Source organism: Streptomyces sp. NPDC059866, assembly GCF_042731325.1.
Taxonomy (GTDB): domain Bacteria; phylum Actinomycetota; class Actinomycetes; order Streptomycetales; family Streptomycetaceae; genus Streptomyces; species Streptomyces flavusporus.
On sequence record NZ_JBHWJT010000024.1, the window covers coordinates 155,984 to 174,134 of the forward strand.

Genomic DNA, 18,151 nt, shown 5'->3' on the forward strand with positions numbered 1-18,151 from the left:
TCGCGTGTCGCCGGTTGTGCCGTACAAGGCACAGGTCAGGCTATCGCGGGTGCTTGATCGGCAACAGGCTGTAACAGGACGTTGGGCAGCCCTGAAGGTACATCGGCTCAACCTAAATGCAGCTGCTCATCGGCAAGTTCGGCTTTCCTCAAGTTCTCCTCAGGGCTTTGATCATTTGATTGTCGCGTGCATGCCCTTCACATACTGTCCAGGTGCTCGATCGCCACGGGGGCGGTCCACCGGAAAGGTGTCACATGGGCATCGGTTCACGGCGCGCTTCGACCGGCGCTGCCACCGCCGCACTGCTTCTCTGCTTCGCCACGGCAGGTACTGCTGCGGCTGAGGAAGTTCCCGCCGACGACACGGCGGCATCTGCTGACGAGGCGACGGACATCAACGAGAGACCGGGCTGGGAGGACGACGCCCCCGAGGAGTCGATCCCGGAACCTGGGCTGCGTCGCTGCGATGGACCGTCGACGTGGTACAGCATCACGTCGAAGAAGGCCTACCACATCCCCTCGTCGTGGAACGGCACCAGGTACAAGGACGGCCCCGGCGGCACGATGACGGTGGCCGTGACCAAGAGCGGCACCATCGCCTTTGAAATCGGCGGATCAATCGAGTGGTCCTCCAACGCGATCATCGCCAAGGCCAAGGCGCAGGTCAGCACGAAAATCACCGGCACCGTGGGTGTCACCACCGGCCACACCTACACCCGCGAGATCAGCAGGAACAAGTACGGCAACCTGCAGTACGGTTCGTGGGGTTACAAGGTGACGTGGAAGAAGTACAAGGCCAGCGGCAACGGCTGCGATGGCGTGGAAATCGGCCACGGTACGGCGACCCTGCCCACAAAGGCCACCGGCTGGAAGTACTGGGAAACCAAGTCATGACGTATGAGGGCACGTGGAGCCGGCTCGCCGGATGTGCCGTGGCGGTGTCGGCCGTCCTGCTCACCTCGTGCACAACGTCCGGCAACGACGAGGACAGGGCTGCGGTTTCCTCACCGCCGTCGCCGACCGCCACGCCGACGACATCCGCGCCGTCGGAGAAGAAGCTCACCGAGCAGGCGCAGACAGCTCTCGCCGCCGTCCACAGCGGAACGCTGGTCGAGGCCGGGGTGGAGCGTGTGACCGACGGCATCCACACCGAGCCAGGTCTGAGCAAGGGCAAGACCTATCGGCTCAACGTGGTGTGCGCCGGAAGCGGCAGTGCGCAACTGGAGTTCGTTCCTGCGGGTGCCGGCCGGGCGGCCACAGTGCCGTGCGACCAGTCGGTGGTGCAGCAGCGGATCACCGCAGACAAGCTGGTCCGCATCAACGTCGAAGGCACCAAGGGGGCCAGCGGCGTGATCGCGTGGCAGATCGATGCCATCTGAGCCGGGCACACGGAGGACGCCTGCCCCCAGCATGACCGCTGAGGGCAGGCGTTTCGCTACGCGAGGTAAGGGCTTCCGCCAACAACTCCCGCTTCTCCGCTTGCGATTCAGGTTCGACAGACAGCAACCGCGGGATGGACAGAGGCACTGGGTAACGGTCAGCCTTGCGAGAAGGAGCATCCGATGAACCCCCTCCACCCCCATCTCGCCGCCGAACTCCGCGCGCGTATGTCCGAGGACCCACGCATTCGCATGCCGCAGGCGGTGCTCCTCCCCGCCGTGCACGATGACCGTGCTGCGGCCGCTGCTAGCCTCCTTTGCGGCGGCCGGCTGCTGTTCGGCCAGGGCGGAAAGAGAGATCCGCAAGACTGGTGGTCATCATGGCTGGGTAACCCGGAGGTGCCGTCGTTCGGCCAGCTCCTCCGCGCTGACCACGGTCAGAACCGGGGTACCCGTCGGCGCGAACATGGTCACCACCAGCTGCGACTGCGCGTCCGGAAGGTTGTTGGCGCCCTGGTAGTGGATCACGTCGCCCCCGGGCTCGAACAGGGCGTCACCGGCCTTGAGCACCCGGGGCGGCTGCCCCTCCAGCTCGAAGAGGATCTCGCCCTGGGTCACGTAGCCGAAGAGCGGCCCGGGGTGTCGGTGCGGCGGCGCGCCGGGGTCACCGGGCGGCAGGGTGACCCGGATGGTCCTGGCCTCGGCGCCATCGGGGATCCGGGCCGCCGCCTCCGGCAGGGTCGTGATCACCTCAACGCCTGGGGGCAGGTGTGCGTGCTCAGCGCTCATGTCTTCCTCCAACAGGGGCTGTCCACAGGAAGGACAAGACGGCCTCCCCGCTTGTGACATCCCTACGCGGCGAACCGCCCAGGCCCGCGCCGGAGATCTGGTCGCCCGAGCGGATGAGGGCGCTCAGCTCGCCCATCCGGTCCCAGGTGTTCACCGCCTTCCTGGCCTGGACCCGGCCTTCCCGCGGCGAGAACGCGACGAACTCGCCATCCGCCGGGGAACCGCTGATGACCAGCTCGTCCTGCGAGGGTGTCGCCGATCCGGACCACGGCATCGCCTTCGGCTACGCGATGCACAGCATCATCGGGGCCCCGACGCGACCGCCCACCTCGTCGGCCGCCTACATCGACTCACCAAGCACAAGGCCGTCGACTAATCCGAGGGCATTATGCTGCTCGCGACTCAACTGATGACGTGCGAGGTGCCCTTGAGCAGGCTGCTGGATGTTTTCGAGACCGTGGTTTCGCCAAGTTATCGCATCTTTGGGCTGGTTGACACGAGTGTCGATACGTATGCACCGCATGCGGATCGCACGAATTGGCTCCTTTCCGCCCCTGGCATGGTCTATCTGCAGGTGCCGCCCCAAGTAATCCGGGCGTCTGTGCGGTTGGAGAGTTGGTCAACCGTCCCTCCGGAAAGCGATGCTCAGTGGTCCGGTGCGGAGGACGTGGAGGTGGAGCTTCCCGGAGGCGACCTCGCGCTGGAAACCATCGACGGGGGGCAGAAAGAAGTTCCCTTGATTCTGCCCTCGTCCGGCTTGTACCGGATGCGATGGCAGTGGATATTCAATCGTGCAGGCGGGCCTTTCACCTCTCCGTTGGCGGGACGCCGGGAACCCTTGCCCATGCCGCCGGGGCACGAAGAGAAACTGAATGGCGCAGATCAATACTGCCTGGTCCAGATCTGGCGCACAGCCGCCAGTGAAGAGACTGAGTGAAAGAAATGCGGGGCCGGTCCGGTGGACCGGCCCCGCATGATGACCATCTCAGACCAGATATCCCGGTCAGTCGCCGATGACGACTATGAACGGGTCATGGCTCAGGATCCGATCATTGTCGTACCAGGCACCGAGACGCCGCCCCGCTTCTTGATTCTCGTCCGAGTCGATGTAGCGGACGGAGAAGTCGTCGCGGTACGGATCACCCTCGTACTGGTAGCGCGCGGCCCCCTGGTAACTGGAAGCGAAGGGGAATTCGTCGCAGTCGCGCTGCTCTCCCGCCGTGGGTCGACCCGGGACGGCGGCGTTGTTGCACGTGGAGGAGACGACGGAGCGGTTGGCGTCGTAGCGTGCCTGCTCGCTCGGCCCGAAGCCCGGTACGAGGCGGTGCATCGGGTTCAAGGCACTCCCACCGGGCAGCTTCTTGTCGCTCTTCGTCGGGTAGGTGCTGCCCGGGTCGTCAAGAGCGTCGCCGATGTGGTCCGCGACCGCGGCTACTCCGATGTACGGCTCCACGGGAGCAGTGGGGTCGGACGTGTCGCCCCTGTCGTAACGCAGGGCGGGCGTGGCATCGGGGAAAACAGAACCCGCCTTTGCTCGTACGTTGTAGGCGGCGCTGTCGAAGCGAATTTCCCCCTGCTCACCCTCGGAGGGTATGACCTGGGAGTAGCCAGGGATCGTGAACTTGAGGACCGGGGTGAACAGGCCCGTGGCGATCTGATCGCCATGGGCGACATCGGGCAGCTTGGGCGCCAGTGACCACAGGTCGAACTTTGTGTCGCCGTTGTACTTCCACTGGCTGGGTGAATCACTGCGGCCGGTATGGACGCCAGGCTGGCAGGCGTCCTCTGCCGTGGGGTTGTCCGGAACTCCGATGTCCCAGTCTCCCTCGCACTCCAGCTTCGCTTCCAACTTGGCGCCGGCCTTGTTGAAATCGCCGCTGGATATGAAGACATCCACATTGAAGTCGAATTCGGCGAACCGGGTCAGCGTGCTGCCGTTCAAGCCGCCTATCTGGCCTCGGCCGATAAGGGTGTTGGTCGAGATGAAGGTGCCTTGCAGATAGCAGCCGGGGGGCCACAGGCCGCACCTGATCGCCGGCATGACCGTCAAGGTCTCCTGGCAGTACGAGAACCGGTTCTTGATCCATCCGGCTGTGTTGTCCGAGTCGTCAGCGTTGTGGCATTCGTTGACGTCGGCGATGTATTCGTACGGATCCTGGCCGTTGTTCTCGGGCTTGCGGCCGCGGTTGAATCTCTGGCTGGGAACGGTGTACGTGCGCTCCCAGGCAGCCATTGTCCCGACAGTCGGCGCCTCTGTCGTGCCAGGCGCCGCCTTTGCCGCGGCAGGCTGCTCAGCGGACGGGCCGGTGCGCGGTGTGATGCCGAGCGCTTCCAGATTGCCGTCCCTGTTCAGGACTTGCTCAACCTGGGCGGGGTCGGCGATCAGCGCGGGATCGTTGATCGTGTAGGTGTCGCCGGGCTGAAGATTGGTGGGAACGCCGGCGGCGGCGGTCTCCACGACGAACGTCCGCCACGGGGACCAGCCCAGGTTGTAGTGGGTACCGTCGTAGGCGTTGGTGCGGAACTTGTACATCTTGCCGTCGACGAGCTGCCCGTCCGGGACCTGCACGGTCGCCCACTCGCCGGGCGTGACGAAGTCGGAGACGAGCACGCCGTCTCCGGCTGGCGTGGTGATCGGCGTGTTGGTTTCCGCGTCGTAGACCTGGAAGCTACCGCTGACCGTGTCGCCGTCCGCGTCCGTGAACTTGTCCCTGAGCGTCGGCGTGAGGGTGTTGACACCCCACACATCGTTGTATGTCTGGAAGGGCGGACCAGCCTGCTGCGCCGTTCCGTCGGAGGGCCGGTAGTTGTAGGTCACGGTCAGCTTCGGCTGGTTCGTGGTGGCGTTGCCGGAGTTGACGCGTTTCCAGGCGCGGGTGTCGTCGGTGGCCGCGCGCAGGCCCATGTAGCCGCGGGTCGCTTTCGCCGAGGCCCAGGTCTGCACGAGGGTGTCGACGTCGGCGTTGATCCACCCGTCGGGCTGGGTGCCGGTGCAGTCCGGGTTGCCGCGGGTCTGGGTCGAGGAGTGGTACTGCTGGTTCCAGGTGGGCTGGTTGGTCCATCGCGACGAGGTGGATGCCGCGGTGGTGTCCCAGACGGTCCACGACTGGGCGGTGCAGTCGGTGTTGCCGGAGTGGAAGTTCCACAGCGCCAGGTTCGTGTCGATGATCAACGCGTCCTGGATGGGCGTGGTGTTCCAGTGGATGAAGGACCGGGCCACGCGGGTGGTGCCGTCCGGGTTGGTGGTGCCGGGGTTGCCGAAGTCGAGTTCGGTGTCGGCGGACCAGTCGACCGTTTCGCCGCGCTGCACGTAGGTGTCGAAGGTGGAGGCCAGGGCGGAGGTCGAGGGGTCGACCGTGACCGGGTACTGGGTCTTGGGGTCGGCGAGGAAGTCCGCGCTGGGCGTGACGACCAGGTCGATGCGGCCGGTGCCCTTGTTCACGACCTTCATGGCGACGCGGGCCCGGTGGGTGTGCTCGCCGGACCGCTTGTCCACCGAGGCGTCCCACATGACCGGGGCGGGCATCGTCGCGCGCCGTTCACCGGTCTCGGCGTCGGTGAACGTCACCGACCCGTCCTTGTTCGCCTTGGCCTTCAGCCCCTTGGCCTTGACCGGCAGTGTGTAGGAGTAGGTGCCGGAGGGCTTCTTGTCGATCTCCACGTACTGCTCGAAGCCGGTCCGCGTGGCCTCGACGATGACGTCGGCGCCGGGCACGGCCTCCCGGTAGCGGGCGGTGGTGCCGTTCAGCTCCGGCGCGGGAAGACCGCCCTTCCACTGCAGCGTCACCGACTGGTCGCCGGTGCCGAGGGTGACGAGATCGCGCGGGGCGGCGTCCTTGGCGGCGGCCAGCGAGCGCGGGGCGGTGCCGCCCTTGCCGGCCAGGCGCAGCCCGTGGGGGTGCTCCTTCGCCTTCACGGTTCCGTCGCCGGCCCTGGTCAGGGTGGCGTCGACCTTGCGCCACTTGCCGGCCCGCCAGACCCGCTCGGGCCCGGAAGTCAGCTCGGTGGTGAGGGTGCCGTCGGGGTTGGCCACGGTGTACGAGGTGGCCGTCGTCTCGTCGTGGGCGACGACCTTCTTGCCGGTCTTCTTCGCCTCAAGGATCGCCCACGCCTTCGAGCCCTTGGCGTGCCGGGGCGCCCCTTGCGTGTCGGCCTTGTGGATCTCCGATTTGGACGGCTGGGAGGCCTTGGCCGGCTCGCTGGTCGCCTCCGCGGTGCGCTCCGGGGCGGGAGCCGCCGCGGCCTGGCCGGTGGCGGCGATGCCGACCTCGGCGATCAGCAGCAGTGCGGCTGCCGCCGCAAGACGGTTGCGTCTTCTGCGTCTTGGCGCGGTGGGTTGGGTGGATGGATACACGAAGTGCCGTGTCCTTCCCGCTAGGTCAAACTCAAACGTCTGTGCGAAAACCGCACGGGCGGCAGAACTCTAGGCAGGAAGATCAACACCCATGGAGCTGATTTCAGGACGCGCCGATTCCGTTCAACTTCTCTGGCGGCAGGTGCTCTTGGTGGCAGGTGGATGTGCATGCCCAAACGTCAGATGGATCACGGCGGGAGCTCAGGGCGACGGGTTGCGGGGCGCACCGCAGCGAGACGAAACGGTGCCGACACGGATACGGCCCCCATGCCGCTGCGGCTGAAAATCGACCTTGCGGAGAAGCCGCCGGGTCCTGAGAGGGCGTCAAGTCCGTTTCTGGTGGATGCCGCGTCCGGGTTGGAGGAGGAAGCCTTGGCGGGTGAGGCGTCCGAGGCGGCTTCGAGTGACGATCAGGGCCGGGTCGTCGGTCGGCATGCCGAGGAGTTCGTGTAGTTCGCGGACCCGGAATGCCTGGTCGGGATGCTGGTTGAAGGCGTTCGGGATGGCCTGGTAGGCGGTGGTCGTCTCGGGCGGATCGGGTTCGTCTCCGGTAGGCGCGAGTTCGGCGATGGCCTTCCGGGTGGTGGCCAGGTCGGCGAGGCGCGCTTCGGTCTCGGGGAGGGCGGCGGTGAGGTGCTCGATCCGGCCGCGTAGTTCGCCGGCCGGGCGTTGGCCCCGTCCTGCCGGGCCTGGAGGTCTTTGAGGAGTTCGGTGATGTTCACGCGACTACCTGGGAGTGTCGCGCCAGGCCGGTGCGGGCGTGGTGAGGCGGCGGGTCATTTCGCGGTGGAGGCCCAGTAGACGCGCGAGGCGGCGTTGTCGGGCCGGTGGCCGTATTCACGGGCCAGACGCCGGTGCAGCATCAACGTGCCGTTGACCTGCTCGACCACCCACCGCTTCGGCTGTGGGACGAAGCCCTTGCCCTGGTCGTACGGATTGCGGCGGACAACCTCGACGGTGATGTCCAGCAGTGCACCGTGGATGATGACCTCGTCCTTGAATCCCTGGTCCGCCATGGCCTTCTCCAGGTGCTTCCCGCACCGCTCGATGCCCTCCCGGCGACGGGGTTGCCACCTTGCGCCGCGAAGCAGCTGATCAAACCGATCAGGAATGAAGAAGCGACGGTCACGGAGCCGCCGTAGCGTGACGCTCATGTGCACCATCACCAACGCACAAAGGGGACAAGGCATGAAAGCGCACGTGAGCTCGATCCTCCTCGGCGTCCGGGACATGGAGCTGTCCAAGCGGTTCTATACGGAGGGTCTCGGCTGGAAGGTCCGGCAGGACTACGGCGTCTCGGTGTTCTTCGAACCGGACGGCGGCTCGCCCGTCGGCTTCTACGGCCGCGAAGGCCTGGCCGACCAGGTGGGCACGAGCCCGGAGGGCAGCGGCTTCAGCGGGCTGGTCCTCACCTACGTGGTCCGCAGCGAGGCGCGGGTCGACGAGGTCATCGCGGAGGCCGAGAAGGCCGGCGCTACGATCCTCAAGCCCGCCGGCACCCTGCCGTGGGGCGGATACGGCGGTTCCTTCGCGGACCCGGACGGCTACATCTGGAGCCTCGGCTACAGCGCCCGGGGAGAGGACCAGCCCTACGCGGAGTAGCCGCCGAAGACAGGCCGGGCGATGGTCTGCGGTCGACGAAACCTCAAACCTTATAGGTGCACGGCGAGATGGAATCTCCTGAGACTGGGCTCGTGAGCGCGAGCCGGCCGGTGTGGTCGGCTCACCCCCCACGGAGGGAAACGAATGCGAGCCTTGACAAGGATCCTCGTCAGTGCCACCACCGCCGTCGGCATAGCCGCCGGGAGCCTGGCACTTGCGGCTACCAGCGCAGCGGCATCCGAAACGCCCACCAAGCAGGTGGTGAGCGCCAAGGCCTACGCCCCACTCGCGACGCAGAACTTCGGCCTGAGCGAAGATGAGGCCAAGGGGCTCCAGGGTTGGCTCAAGCGCGTCTGGGGCTACGAGGGCGAGATCGACGGGAAGCTCGGCACCAACAGTTGGAAGGCGATGCAGCGCCTCCTCAAAGAGCACCACGGCTACACCGATGCGATCGACGGAATCCCCGGAACGAACACGGTCAAGGCGTTACAGCGTTTGCTGAGGCACTACGACTACACCGGCGACATCGACGGAATCGCCGGGCCGGAGACCAGGGCCGCGTTCAAGCGCTTCGCCAACGTGTTCTAGAGCAACTGCAGGCCGGGGCCGACGCGAAGGGTCTGACTACCTGGGACGTCAGCGTGGACTCCACGATCGCCCGCGCCCACCAGCATGCCGCCGGGGCGCGCAAAAGGGGGCCTGCAGAAGGAGCCTCCCGGCGAAGTCGACACCGAGCCCGACGACCACGGCCTCGGACGCGCGCGTGGCGGGCTGACCACCAAGCTGCACCTCGCGGTCGAGCAGGGGCAGAAGCCGCTGTCCCTGCTCGTCACCGCGGGACCTCGGTCGGTTGGACGAGTTCGACGAGGCCGAGGAGCACATGGCGAAGGCCGCATCACTTGGCGACCGGCAGGTGCGGGAGTTGCTGCCGCAGATCGGCATCGACTATTGCCGCAAGTGCACGCGGCCGGCGCAGTTTCGCAGCGGCGGCACCGACGCCGACATTGTCTTCGTGGACATCAAGGCCGGAATGGAATGCGCGAAATGCCGCACGGTGCTCTGCGGCACCTGCGCCTCGGGCGGGCGTTTAGGCCCAGTGAGCCTCGCCTGCCCTGACTGCAGCGGCCAACTTCGGGTGCTGACGAGGTGACGGGCTCGGCGAAGTCCGGTGGTGTCCGTCAAAGCGGAACAAGCTCACGTCGGGGTTGTGGTTGAACGCCCCCCTCGTCGCCGGCCTTCACTTCGGCACGGAACCCAGGGCCCCGACGCGACCGCCCACCTCGTCGGCCGCCTACATCAACTCACCAAGCACAAGGTTGTCGACTAAGAGCTCGCGCGGATAGGCGGGACGGAGCATCCCAGGAGTAGAACAGGCACAGGGCCTGGTGATCATGGAGTTGCGACGCTCTGTGATCACCGGGAGATCTGTGCCTGCACTGTCATCATGGCTGACCGATCTCCTGTGGGAACAATGCGCGGCGCTGCTGCCACAGCGCCCGGTCTACGATCCGGCCCATCCGCTTCTATTGCCGAACTGTCGCGGCATCGTCGACCGAAACCCTTTCGGCCCCGATCCGCTGCATGCGTTCGGTGCCCCAATTCCCCAAGGGGGCCAGGGCAGCGTTGAGCGAGACGCCGTGCTCTGTCAGGGAGTACTCGACCTTCGGTGGCACCTCGCGGTACACCTCACGATGCACGAGCCCGTCTTCTTCCATCTCCCGCAGATGCTGAATCAGCATTTTCTCACTGACGCCCGGCAGACCGCGTCGGAGCTCGGCGAACCGGCGGGTCCCGTAGTTGTGCAGCTCCCACAGGATCAGCGACTTCCACTTGCCGGCGACTACGTCCATCGCCGCGTCGATGCCGCAGAAGTAGGGACCACGTCGTGCTGACGTTGCCATCCGTCCCCTCCAAGACCTACTTACCCACGGGTGAGTACCTGACTAATTAGTCCGTACTGGTCAACCCTACCGGCAGCAGAGAGGATCTAGCCGAACGACGAACACGAGGGGGAACCCCGAAAATGACAACCAACAGCAGAGTCCAGGTGAGCGTTCTCGGGCTGGGCGCGATGGGTAGCGCTCTCGCAGGCGCCCTGGTGAAGGCCGGATACGCGACAACAGTCTGGAACCGCTCACCGGGGAAGGCGGACGACCTCGTTGCGCAGGGCGCGGAGCCCGCCGCCACGGCCGGCGACGCGGTCCGGGCCAGCCGACTGGTGATCGCATGCCTGCTGGACCACGCGTCGGTCCACGAGGTGCTTGATCCGCTCTCGGATGAGCTGGCCGGACGAACCTTGATCAACGTAACCACGACGTCTCCGGCTCAGTCGCGGGAGTTGGCCGCCTGGGCTGCCCATGCCGGGGTCGCGTATCTGGACGGCGGCATCATGGCCGTACCGCACATGATCGGCCAGCCTGAGTCATCGATCCTCTACAGCGGATCGGCCGAGGTCTTCAATCAGTACAAGCCGCTGCTCGACGCGTGGGGAACCACTACCTACTTCGGTGAGGATGCCGGGCTGGCGTCCCTGTACGACCTCGCCCTCCTCGCGGGCATGTACGTCATGTTCGCCGGATTCATGCACGGCGCCGCCATGGTCGCGCCGGCCGGCGTGACGGCGGGCGAGTTCGCTGCCATGGCCACACCTTGGCTGACCGCCATGACCGGAGCCTTCCAAGGGTTCGCCGCAGTCATCGACGGCGGGGACTACACCGTCGAGGGGCAACAGAGCCTCGAGTTCTCCGACCTCAGTGACCTCCTGGCCGCCAGTTCCGACCAGGGCATCAGCACCGAGGTAGTCGCCATGGTCCAGCGGCTCGTCCGGCGCCAGATCGATGCAGGCCACGGAGAGGAAGGCTTCGCCCGAATCATCGAGAGCATCAAGCAACCGGGCTAAGAGCTCGCGCGGACGGCGTGGGGTCATGGTCGCCTGGTGGGCACAGAGCGCCGCAACTCCATGATCACCAAACCCTGTGCCTGTTCTACTCCTGGGATGCTCCATCGCGCCTATCCGCGCGACCTCTAATACTCCAGCCGTAGATCGCTGGTGCGACGCCCGACCGACCGCGCCTACGGGTGCGTGTCCGTGATCGCGATGACCTCGTCGAGGCGGTCCAGGGCAGCCTGCAAGTCGTCGACCTTGGCCTGGATGCGGTCCCGCTCGGCTCGCAGCATGGCTCGTTGCTCGGCGTCGGTGTGCCCGGAGTCCCAGCACGGAAGGAGTTCCGTGATCCTTCGGCTGGTCAGGCCAGCGGCGAACATCTGCTGGAAGAAACGGACCAGGGGGATGGCATCCTGCCGGTAGAGGCGCTGGCCGGATGGGCTGCGCTCCGCGATGAGCAGCCCCTGCTGCTCGTAGTAGCGCACGGCGCGTACCGAGACGCCGGCACCCCGCGCCACCTCGCCGATGCGGATCAGCCGCTCGGCCGCGGCCTCTGTGACGGTCATGGTGATTCCCCTCACCCCGGCCCTGATGACCAGCACTTGCCTCTGACGTCAACGTCAGGTTTTAGCGTACCGGGCATGGACATCAACAACTCAGTTGCCCTTGTCACCGGAGCCAACCGCGGCCTGGGCCGCGCCTTCGCCCAGCGCCTGCTCGAACGGGGCGCCCGCAAGGTCTACGCGACGGCTCGCCGGCCCGAGACCGTGGACCTGCCCGGGGTCGACGTGCTGCCCCTCGACATCGCCGATCCCGCATCCGTGAGGGCCGCAGCCGAGGCCGCCCCGGACGTCTCGCTGCTCATCAACAACGCGGGGATCCAGACGGGGACCGACCTGGTGAACGGTTCGCTGGACGCGGTACGGCACGAGCTGGAGACCAACATGTTCGGCCACCTGGGAATGATCCGGGAGTTCGCGTCGGCGCTCGCCAGGAACGGCGGGGGCGCGATCGTCAACGTCCTCTCCGCCATGTCATGGTTCGGGGGCAAGGGCGCCAATGCCTACCACCTGACCAAGGCCGCCGCCTGGGCCATGACCAACGGCGTCCGCCTGGAACTCGCCGAGCAGGGCACGCTCGTGACAGCGGTGCACCTCGGCCTGGCCGACACCGACATGGCCGCGGGCTGGCCCGTGGCCAAGATCGCGCCGTCGGACCTGGCCGACGCGGCGCTCGACGGTGTCGAGGCGGGCTCCGCCGAGGTCCTCGCCGACCAGTGGAGTCGGGACGTCAAGTCCCGGCTGCCGCTGACGCCGGAAGAATTCAACGCCGCGATGGACCGCGCCCTGGCGGCGCTAACGGCGGCCTGATGAGGGGCCTCTCGGGCCGCACTGACTTCGGTCGGTTGCTTCTGAGCTCAGTCAATTAACACTCCATTCGCAGTTGTGGATCTTCATGTTGTGGCCTCGCGTCGGCGGTAATGGCAGTCGCGGGCGCGGGCCTGGTGTCGACGACGCCATAGGGACCAGCGCAGACGATGGTCGCGTTGGTCGTTCGGGGATGCGGCGGGCAGGGCGAATAGTCGCTGTATTTCGTTGCAGGTGAGGGCGATGAGTCTGGTGGGGGCGGGGTGTTCGTAGTGCTCGCCGGCGCGGATGACGGCCAGGAAGGCGTGGGCGAGCATGGGAGACGTCACCCTGGACGATGATGAATCCGCTCGCGGTCCGGTAGACGTTCGGGAAGTCATTCTGATTGCACTCCCCGTTGCCGTTATTGGTGAGCCGGGTCAGTTCCTCACGCGCCATGCTGAAATCCCCTGATGCCACGCCCCAGTTGGGGCACTCGGACATGACCGTATGGTGGTTGCTCAATGGCGTCCATGTGGCAACGCCAATATTCGCGTTGTCGGGTAAGGATCTTGGACGGTGGCAGTGAGCGCGCCCCTCGGTGCGATCGTCGCGGCCATCGGGAGTGTCTCCCTGGTCGCCTGCGCAGGTTCGCGCAGGTTCCTGGGAAACGCGTGGCAGGAGAACGAAACATCGCAAGCGGCTCGAACTGCAACAGACAAGGGCAAAACCCAGCTGATCGCTGGCCATCTTCTACAGGCCCGGGAAGCCCTGCTGGCCGCACTGGAGGCGCTCTCGCCCGCGGAGGGCAAGCAGCGCGCTCGCCCCGCACCAGCACGAGCGCCGCGTACGCGAGCTCGACGACAGGCTGTACAACTGGTCGACGACGGTCAGTGCCCTGACCCGTTGAACTCCCGGATATGATCCGCCAGTTCCGTAAGGCTCTCGATACGGAAGGTCGGCAGCCCTCTGGCCTCGGAGCTGTTCCACTGGATGGTGGCCCAAGGCCCCCGTCGTACGAGCGCAGTGCGCATCCCGGCCTGCCCCGCCGGCCGGATGTCGTTGTCGCACCTGTCCCCGACGTAGAGGATCTCGTCAGCGCCAAAGGGTACGGCGTCGGCGACCCTCTTGAAGAACTCGGGGTCCGGCTTACTGGCCCCCCAGTCGTCCGACGTGCCGATCAAGTCGACGTCCTCGGAGAAGAGCGATCGCAGGATCGACCCGGCCCGCACGTCTGGTTGCCCGCGATCCCCAGCCAGAGCCCGTCGGCTCGGAGCTGCGCGAGAGCCGGTCGAACATCGCCGTACAGATCGTCCTCTCCGAACGACTCTGCCTGGCCGACAGCAGCACGCTTCTCCCGCTCCTCGTGGAGATCGAAACCCGGTCGGAACTCCTGGAAGGTCTCCCGGTAGTCGCGGCCCTGGGCGATCACGGCTCCGAACATGGCATGGAAGGTGTGCCGGGGCACGCCAAGCCAGTCGGCCCAGGTCCCGTATTCACGAGTCTCGTCCACGAGGCACTCACCGACGTCGAAGACCACTGCGCGAATCATGAGGGCAGAGTATTGGGCGGGAGTGCCAGGCCGTTGTCGGCCGCTGCGAGGTCGTCAGCCGCAGCTCGATCCGCGTCTTGCGGACCTCCGTGCAGTCTGTCCGGGTCGGCCCTAGGGAGTGTTCTGAGTTGAGATCACGGGATCGGTCATTCCCGCTCCAGGAGGGTGCTGGCTGCGGTAGACCGGTCGCGTGACTCGTGGTGATCTGACCGATGCGGAGTGGGAGTTGATCGAGCCGCACCTGCCGCTGGGGGCGTTCGGACCGATCCCTGACCTGCGTAGCTATCCGCCTGCAACCTTTTCCCCCGTCCGACTGTCTCCTGATCATCAACCGCTCCTGTCTCTGTGGTCCCTGAGAAATCAATCGGCACAGGAGCGGTCGCACAGAATCATCAGGAGACACTTCATGCGCATTCGCCCCGCAGCCTGCGCGGCACTCCTCGTGGCGTCCCTCGCCCCCGTCCTCACGGCACCTCCCGCCAGCGCGGCGGCGGCCAGGTACGCGGACGACTTCAACGGCGACGGCTACCGCGACTACGCCAGCTACACCTACGAGCAGTACAGCAAGGGCGGCGGCGTCCGGATCACCTTCGGTACCGCCTCCGGACCCGGCACCCAGACCCAGTTGATCACCCAGGACAGCCCCGGTGTCCCCGGCGCCGACGAGACGGAGGACCAGTTCGGCGACGTCCGGGTGCCCGCCGACTTCAACGCCGACGGATACGGGGACCTCGCCGTGTCGGTGTCGCGCGAGGACGTCGACGGACGCACGGACGAGGGCGGCGTCGTCATCCTGTGGGGAAGCGCGACCGGCCTCTCGGGTGGCACCGCGATCCCCAACGCCGGCGCCAAGGTGTCGAACGCCCGCTTCGGCCGCGACCTCGCCGCCGGGGATTTCAACGGGGACGGCAAGAAGGACCTGGCCGCGATCAGCGGGAGCAAGGCCTACGTCTACCGCAGCATCACGCGCACCGGTGTGGCAGGCTCGGTCACCAGCCACGACAAGACGACGAGATTCGCGCCCACGTCCCTGGTCTCGGGCAACATGAACGGGGACTCCAAGACCGATCTGGTGATCATCGGAATCACCGACGACAACTTCGGCACGGACGCGTGGTTCATCAAGGGCGGCTCCCCGCTCAGCGCGGGCAAGACCCTGCGCCTCGTCACGAACTACGGCGACCCCAGCGAGGCGGTGATCGCCGACTTCAACAAGGACGGCTACGGGGACCTCGCGGCGGGCAGCCAGATGTACAACAACAACCAGGGCCGGGTGTCCATCTGGTACGGCTCCTCCACCGGCCCCGCCACCGCCGTCCGTATCACGCAGGCCACCACCAACGTCGCCGGCACCCCGGAGTCCGGCGACCTGTTCGGCTCCTCCGTCTCGGCCGCCGACATCAACGGCGACGGCTACAAGGACCTCGCGATCGGCGTCTTCGGAGAGAAGATCAGCCAGGAGACGACCGAGGGCGGCGTCCACGTCCTGCGCGGCAGCGCGAGCGGGATCACCGGCACCAACTCCCAGTGGCTCGCCCGCAACACCGCCGGCGTCCCCGGCGACGTCGCATGGAACGACTGCTTCGGCGAGCCGGTCCGCCTCCGCGACACCAACCGCGACGGCAAGGCCGACCTCTACGTCGGCGCCATCAACGGCTCGCTGCGCTTCCCCGGCACGTCGTCCGGCGTCACCACCACCGGTGTGACCGACGCCGACACCGAACTCATCTGGGGCATGCTCCAGTAGGCCCGGCCTCCCGCCCAGCTGCCTGGGGTTCGCCTTGTTCGTACGAGTGCGGCCGCGTCGTGGCCGCTCGCGCAGTTCCCCGCACATTCCCGCTCCAGGAGGGTGCTGGCTGCGGTAGACCGGTCGCGTGACTCGTGGTGATCTGACCGATGCCGAGTGGGAGTTGATCGAGCCGCACCTGCCGCTGGGGGCGTTCGGACCGATCCCTGACCTGCGTAGCTATTTCAACGCGGTGATGTGGCGGTTCCGTACCGGCAGCTCCTGGCGGGATGTGCCGGACAGCTACGGCTCCTGGTCGACGATCTACGACCGGTTCCGGATGTGGGCGCGTGACGCGGTCTTCCAGACCCTCATGGACGCGATGATCGCCGAGGCAGCGGCCCGCGACGATGTCGATCTCAGCCTGGCCAGTGTGGACTCGACGGTTGTCCGCGCGCATCACCATGCGGCGGGCATGGTGGTCGACCCGGAACTCCTTGAGGATCTGGAGAAGGCCGTGGCGGAGGAAAAGGGGCTGCAGCAAAGGGGCAAAACGACCCCGTAGGAGAGGGGTCCGCGGACATGGAGGATCCCGAGCGGGACCAGCGCCGGGCCGTGCGCCGACGCCGCAGGGCCCGGCTGCGGGCCGCCGAACTGGGCCGCTCCCGGGGCGGGCTGACCAGCAAGGTCCACCTCGCCGTTGAGCGGCGCTGCCGTCCGCTGTCCATCATCCTCACCCCCGGTCAGGCCGCGGACAGCCCGCGCTTCATCCCCGTCCTCAAGAAGATCAAGGTCCGCGGCCGGGTCGGCCGTCCCAGGACCAGGCCGGACGCAGTGGCCGGCGACAAGACACCCCATGCAGCTATTGGTCAAGCAGCTGCTGCCCGTGGGGACAGTACTGGCGGGGCGAAGGCGATCGTTTCGTCGAATCTCTGACGGGTGGCCAGGCAGTGGTAGAGCTGGCCGAGCATGCGGTTGAACAGGTGGCGGAGGGCCGCGTAGTAGCGGTCGCCGTGGTCCCTTCGACGGTTGTAGTGAGCGTAGGCTCCGGGTGAGGCGGTGAGTGCAGCGAACGCCCAGTGCCGGCCGGTTGCGGCCAGGCGGCTGTTCTTGATCCGGCGATGGCTGACGCGGCGGCTCTTGCCGGATTCGCGGGTCACCGGGGCGCTTCCGGCGTAGGCCTTCAGACCGCGGGCGGTGGCGAACCGGGTGCGGTCGTCTCCGATCTCGGCGAGGATCCGGGCACCAGTAAGCACGGCAAGCCCGGGGAAGCTTGTGATGATCTCCGCGTCGGGATGCTGCAGGAAGAGCTCCTCGGTGTCGCGGGCCAGGTCGTCGCATGCCCGGCAGGCTGCGTCGAGCTGGGCCAGCAGTGCAAGCGTCTGGTGCCCCATCGCCTTCTCCACCAGGGCCGGTTGGCGGAGCCGGGTCTGGCGGAACGCCTCCAGGAGCCGATCGGCCTCGGCCTGGACCCGCCGCTGGCGGCCGGCCCTGGTGACGGCGGCCCGCAGTCGGCTGCGCGTGAGCCGTGCGGCCTCCGCCGGAGTGGGTGCGATCGCCAAGACGGCGCGGGCTTCACGCGCCAGCAGGCCTTCTCGCTTGCTGGAGAACGCCTCGAGGATGGCCGGGTAGTACTCGCGCAGGTGCGATCGGAGCCGGTTGTGGGCTCGGGTGCGGTCCCAGACCGCATCTTGCTGGGCTCTGGCGAGGACGGCGATCGCCTTGACCAGGTCGGAGTCGTTCGGCAGCGGCCGGTGCAGCTCGGCGTCGGTGCGCAGGATGTTCGCCAGGACGACGGCGTCGTGGTGGTCGGACTTCTTGCGGGAGACGACGTGCCGGTCGCGGTAGCGGGCGACGGCCATCGGGTTGATCGCGTAGACCCGGCGGCCGGAGGCCCGCAGGCAAGCCACCAACAGTCCACGGGAGGTCTCGATCGCGATGGGGATCGGATCGTCCGGAGTGTCGCCGTGCTCGGCCAGCAGCCGCAGCAGGTCCTGGAAGCCCGCTGCGTCGTCGCTGATCCTCAGCTTGCCGAGCAGTCGGCCATCGGAGCCGGTCACGGCCACATCGTGGTGGTCCTCCGCCCAGTCGATTCCGCAACTCACCTTCAACGCGCGCTCCTTTCGAGCCTTCGCCGCCGCCGGCGTCGAGCCGCGGCAGGACCACCCGGCGACCTACTGATCTCTTCGGGTTGTTGTCGGGTGACGTGTGCTGATCCCTGCGGTATCCCGGTGGTATGCGGTACGCGCAGGGTGGCGGACTGACCGCAGAGCGGCGGCGGTTTCGCGAGCGGATCCGGTACGAGGCGGGCGAGCGGTTCGCTCGCGGCGAGAGAACCGCGTTGATCGCGAAGGACTTACGGGTCAGTGAGCGGTCGGTGGAACGCTGGCGCCGTGCCTGGCGGGAGGGCGGGATGGAGGCCCTTGCCTCCACGGGGCCGCCGAAACGTCCCAAGCTGTCCGACGGCCAGTTCGCCGAGCTGGAGAAGGAGCTGGCCCTTGGACCCGCTGAGCACGGCTG

Annotated in this window: 20 protein-coding genes and 3 pseudogenes; 14 read left to right on the forward strand and 9 right to left on the reverse strand. The window is 67.0% G+C overall.

Features of this window, described 5'->3' with window-relative positions; all coding sequences use genetic code 11:
- The first annotated feature begins 212 nt into the window (after window positions 1-212).
- Both ACFV7R_RS32805 and ACFV7R_RS32810 read left to right on the forward strand, forming a co-directional pair.
- Window positions 213-893 carry a hypothetical protein gene (locus ACFV7R_RS32805; protein WP_385269933.1) on the forward strand — a complete coding sequence of 227 codons (681 nt, stop codon included), beginning with the start codon at window positions 213-215 and terminating at the stop codon, window positions 891-893.
- 38 nt (window positions 894-931) lie between these two features.
- Window positions 932-1,378 carry a hypothetical protein gene (locus tag ACFV7R_RS32810; RefSeq protein ID WP_385269935.1) on the forward strand — a complete coding sequence of 149 codons (447 nt, stop codon included), beginning with the start codon at window positions 932-934 and terminating at the stop codon, window positions 1,376-1,378.
- Between the two features lie 378 nt (window positions 1,379-1,756).
- On the opposite strand, the gene ACFV7R_RS32815 is transcribed toward ACFV7R_RS32810, so the two are convergent.
- Entirely contained in the window at window positions 1,757-2,167 is a 411-nt protein-coding gene (locus tag ACFV7R_RS32815; RefSeq protein WP_385269937.1) for a cupin domain-containing protein, read from the reverse strand.
- The gene (locus ACFV7R_RS32820; RefSeq protein ID WP_385269939.1) at window positions 2,157-2,441 is read right to left on the reverse strand and encodes a hypothetical protein; all 285 of its coding nucleotides are present in this window, start codon (window positions 2,439-2,441) and stop codon (window positions 2,157-2,159) included. Before ACFV7R_RS32820 ends, ACFV7R_RS32815 begins: the two co-directional genes overlap by 11 nt.
- 153 nt (window positions 2,442-2,594) lie before the next feature.
- Between ACFV7R_RS32820 and ACFV7R_RS32825 the strand changes: the two genes are divergently transcribed.
- Window positions 2,595-3,104, forward strand: a complete 510-nt coding sequence (locus ACFV7R_RS32825) for a hypothetical protein (RefSeq protein WP_385269941.1) — start codon at window positions 2,595-2,597, stop codon at window positions 3,102-3,104.
- A gap of 66 nt (window positions 3,105-3,170) precedes the next feature.
- Here ACFV7R_RS32825 and ACFV7R_RS32830 read toward each other — a convergent pair whose 3' ends face one another.
- The gene (locus ACFV7R_RS32830; protein WP_385269943.1) at window positions 3,171-6,521 is read right to left on the reverse strand and encodes a DNRLRE domain-containing protein; all 3,351 of its coding nucleotides are present in this window, start codon (window positions 6,519-6,521) and stop codon (window positions 3,171-3,173) included.
- A 267-nt stretch (window positions 6,522-6,788) separates the two neighbouring features.
- On the opposite strand from ACFV7R_RS32830, the gene ACFV7R_RS32835 reads away from it, so the two are divergent.
- Complete coding sequence (locus ACFV7R_RS32835; RefSeq protein ID WP_385269945.1) at window positions 6,789-6,974, forward strand: hypothetical protein; 186 nt, start codon at window positions 6,789-6,791, stop codon at window positions 6,972-6,974.
- A gap of 273 nt (window positions 6,975-7,247) precedes the next feature.
- Here the strand turns inward: ACFV7R_RS32835 and ACFV7R_RS32840 are convergent.
- A pseudogene (locus ACFV7R_RS32840) lies at window positions 7,248-7,576 on the reverse strand (IS5/IS1182 family transposase); the annotation flags it as partial.
- A 133-nt stretch (window positions 7,577-7,709) separates the two neighbouring features.
- On the opposite strand from ACFV7R_RS32840, the gene ACFV7R_RS32845 reads away from it, so the two are divergent.
- The 4 genes and pseudogenes from ACFV7R_RS32845 to ACFV7R_RS32860 form a co-directional block, all read left to right on the forward strand.
- Entirely contained in the window at window positions 7,710-8,123 is a 414-nt protein-coding gene (locus tag ACFV7R_RS32845) for a VOC family protein (RefSeq protein ID WP_385269947.1), read from the forward strand.
- A 144-nt stretch (window positions 8,124-8,267) separates the two neighbouring features.
- Complete coding sequence (locus tag ACFV7R_RS32850; RefSeq protein ID WP_385269949.1) at window positions 8,268-8,711, forward strand: peptidoglycan-binding protein; 444 nt, start codon at window positions 8,268-8,270, stop codon at window positions 8,709-8,711.
- Between the two features lie 262 nt (window positions 8,712-8,973).
- Window positions 8,974-9,273: a hypothetical protein gene (locus ACFV7R_RS32855; RefSeq protein ID WP_385269951.1), complete on the forward strand. Its 300-nt coding sequence runs from the start codon at window positions 8,974-8,976 to the stop codon at window positions 9,271-9,273.
- 277 nt (window positions 9,274-9,550) lie between these two features.
- Window positions 9,551-9,646 (forward strand): annotated as a pseudogene (locus ACFV7R_RS32860) (IS5/IS1182 family transposase); the annotation flags it as partial.
- Here the strand turns inward: ACFV7R_RS32860 and ACFV7R_RS32865 are convergent.
- Window positions 9,647-10,024 (reverse strand): winged helix-turn-helix transcriptional regulator, encoded by a 378-nt coding sequence (locus ACFV7R_RS32865; RefSeq protein WP_385269953.1) that lies wholly within the window; start codon window positions 10,022-10,024, stop codon window positions 9,647-9,649.
- Window positions 10,025-10,170: 146 nt separating this feature from the next.
- Between ACFV7R_RS32865 and ACFV7R_RS32870 the strand changes: the two genes are divergently transcribed.
- The gene (locus ACFV7R_RS32870) at window positions 10,171-11,022 is read left to right on the forward strand and encodes an NAD(P)-dependent oxidoreductase (protein ID WP_385269955.1); all 852 of its coding nucleotides are present in this window, start codon (window positions 10,171-10,173) and stop codon (window positions 11,020-11,022) included.
- Between the two features lie 173 nt (window positions 11,023-11,195).
- Here ACFV7R_RS32870 and ACFV7R_RS32875 read toward each other — a convergent pair whose 3' ends face one another.
- Window positions 11,196-11,573, reverse strand: coding sequence for a MerR family DNA-binding transcriptional regulator (locus ACFV7R_RS32875; protein ID WP_385269957.1), 378 nt, complete (start codon window positions 11,571-11,573; stop codon window positions 11,196-11,198).
- 75 nt (window positions 11,574-11,648) lie between these two features.
- On the opposite strand from ACFV7R_RS32875, the gene ACFV7R_RS32880 reads away from it, so the two are divergent.
- Entirely contained in the window at window positions 11,649-12,377 is a 729-nt protein-coding gene (locus ACFV7R_RS32880) for an SDR family oxidoreductase (protein ID WP_385269959.1), read from the forward strand.
- An 83-nt stretch (window positions 12,378-12,460) separates the two neighbouring features.
- Here the strand turns inward: ACFV7R_RS32880 and ACFV7R_RS32885 are convergent, their stop codons facing one another.
- Together ACFV7R_RS32885 and ACFV7R_RS32890 are read right to left on the reverse strand one after the other, a co-directional pair.
- Window positions 12,461-12,703, reverse strand: coding sequence for a hypothetical protein (locus ACFV7R_RS32885; RefSeq protein WP_385269984.1), 243 nt, complete (start codon window positions 12,701-12,703; stop codon window positions 12,461-12,463).
- Window positions 12,704-13,243: 540 nt separating this feature from the next.
- Window positions 13,244-13,905, reverse strand: a pseudogene (locus ACFV7R_RS32890) (HAD family hydrolase).
- Between the two features lie 406 nt (window positions 13,906-14,311).
- On the opposite strand from ACFV7R_RS32890, the gene ACFV7R_RS32895 reads away from it, so the two are divergent.
- The 3 genes from ACFV7R_RS32895 (at window position 14,312) to ACFV7R_RS32905 (ending at window position 16,567) form a co-directional block, all read left to right on the forward strand.
- On the forward strand, window positions 14,312-15,652 hold the full coding sequence (locus tag ACFV7R_RS32895) for a VCBS repeat-containing protein (RefSeq protein WP_385269961.1): 1,341 nt from the start codon (window positions 14,312-14,314) through the stop codon (window positions 15,650-15,652).
- Window positions 15,653-15,779: 127 nt separating this feature from the next.
- Window positions 15,780-16,196 carry a transposase gene (locus ACFV7R_RS32900; RefSeq protein ID WP_385269963.1) on the forward strand — a complete coding sequence of 139 codons (417 nt, stop codon included), beginning with the start codon at window positions 15,780-15,782 and terminating at the stop codon, window positions 16,194-16,196.
- Between the two features lie 17 nt (window positions 16,197-16,213).
- A complete protein-coding gene (locus ACFV7R_RS32905; protein WP_385269965.1) occupies window positions 16,214-16,567 on the forward strand; it encodes a hypothetical protein in 354 nt (117 codons plus the stop codon).
- On the opposite strand, the gene ACFV7R_RS32910 is transcribed toward ACFV7R_RS32905, so the two are convergent.
- Entirely contained in the window at window positions 16,501-17,742 is a 1,242-nt protein-coding gene (locus ACFV7R_RS32910) for an IS110 family transposase (RefSeq protein WP_385269967.1), read from the reverse strand. The genes ACFV7R_RS32905 and ACFV7R_RS32910 overlap by 67 nt on opposite strands.
- Window positions 17,743-17,867: 125 nt before the next feature.
- On the opposite strand from ACFV7R_RS32910, the gene ACFV7R_RS32915 reads away from it, so the two are divergent.
- Window positions 17,868-18,151 (forward strand): helix-turn-helix domain-containing protein (locus ACFV7R_RS32915; protein WP_385269969.1); only part of this gene is annotated, 284 nt, incomplete at its 3' end.

What these genes read in the sequence shown, in the direction of transcription:
- ACFV7R_RS32820 (WP_385269939.1), bottom strand. Translation starts at nt 2,441, where the DNA reads ATGCCGTGGTCCGGATCGGCGACACCCTCGCAGGACGAGCTGGTCATC.
- ACFV7R_RS32835 (WP_385269945.1), top strand. Translation starts at nt 6,789, where the DNA reads ATGCCGCTGCGGCTGAAAATCGACCTTGCGGAGAAGCCGCCGGGTCCT.
- ACFV7R_RS32875 (WP_385269957.1), bottom strand. Translation starts at nt 11,573, where the DNA reads ATGACCGTCACAGAGGCCGCGGCCGAGCGGCTGATCCGCATCGGCGAG.
- ACFV7R_RS32850 (WP_385269949.1), top strand. Translation starts at nt 8,268, where the DNA reads ATGCGAGCCTTGACAAGGATCCTCGTCAGTGCCACCACCGCCGTCGGC.
- ACFV7R_RS32845 (WP_385269947.1), top strand. Translation starts at nt 7,710, where the DNA reads ATGAAAGCGCACGTGAGCTCGATCCTCCTCGGCGTCCGGGACATGGAG.
- ACFV7R_RS32865 (WP_385269953.1), bottom strand. Translation starts at nt 10,024, where the DNA reads ATGGCAACGTCAGCACGACGTGGTCCCTACTTCTGCGGCATCGACGCG.
- ACFV7R_RS32880 (WP_385269959.1), top strand. Translation starts at nt 11,649, where the DNA reads ATGGACATCAACAACTCAGTTGCCCTTGTCACCGGAGCCAACCGCGGC.
- ACFV7R_RS32895 (WP_385269961.1), top strand. Translation starts at nt 14,312, where the DNA reads ATGCGCATTCGCCCCGCAGCCTGCGCGGCACTCCTCGTGGCGTCCCTC.
- ACFV7R_RS32905 (WP_385269965.1), top strand. Translation starts at nt 16,214, where the DNA reads ATGGAGGATCCCGAGCGGGACCAGCGCCGGGCCGTGCGCCGACGCCGC.
- ACFV7R_RS32815 (WP_385269937.1), bottom strand. Translation starts at nt 2,167, where the DNA reads ATGAGCGCTGAGCACGCACACCTGCCCCCAGGCGTTGAGGTGATCACG.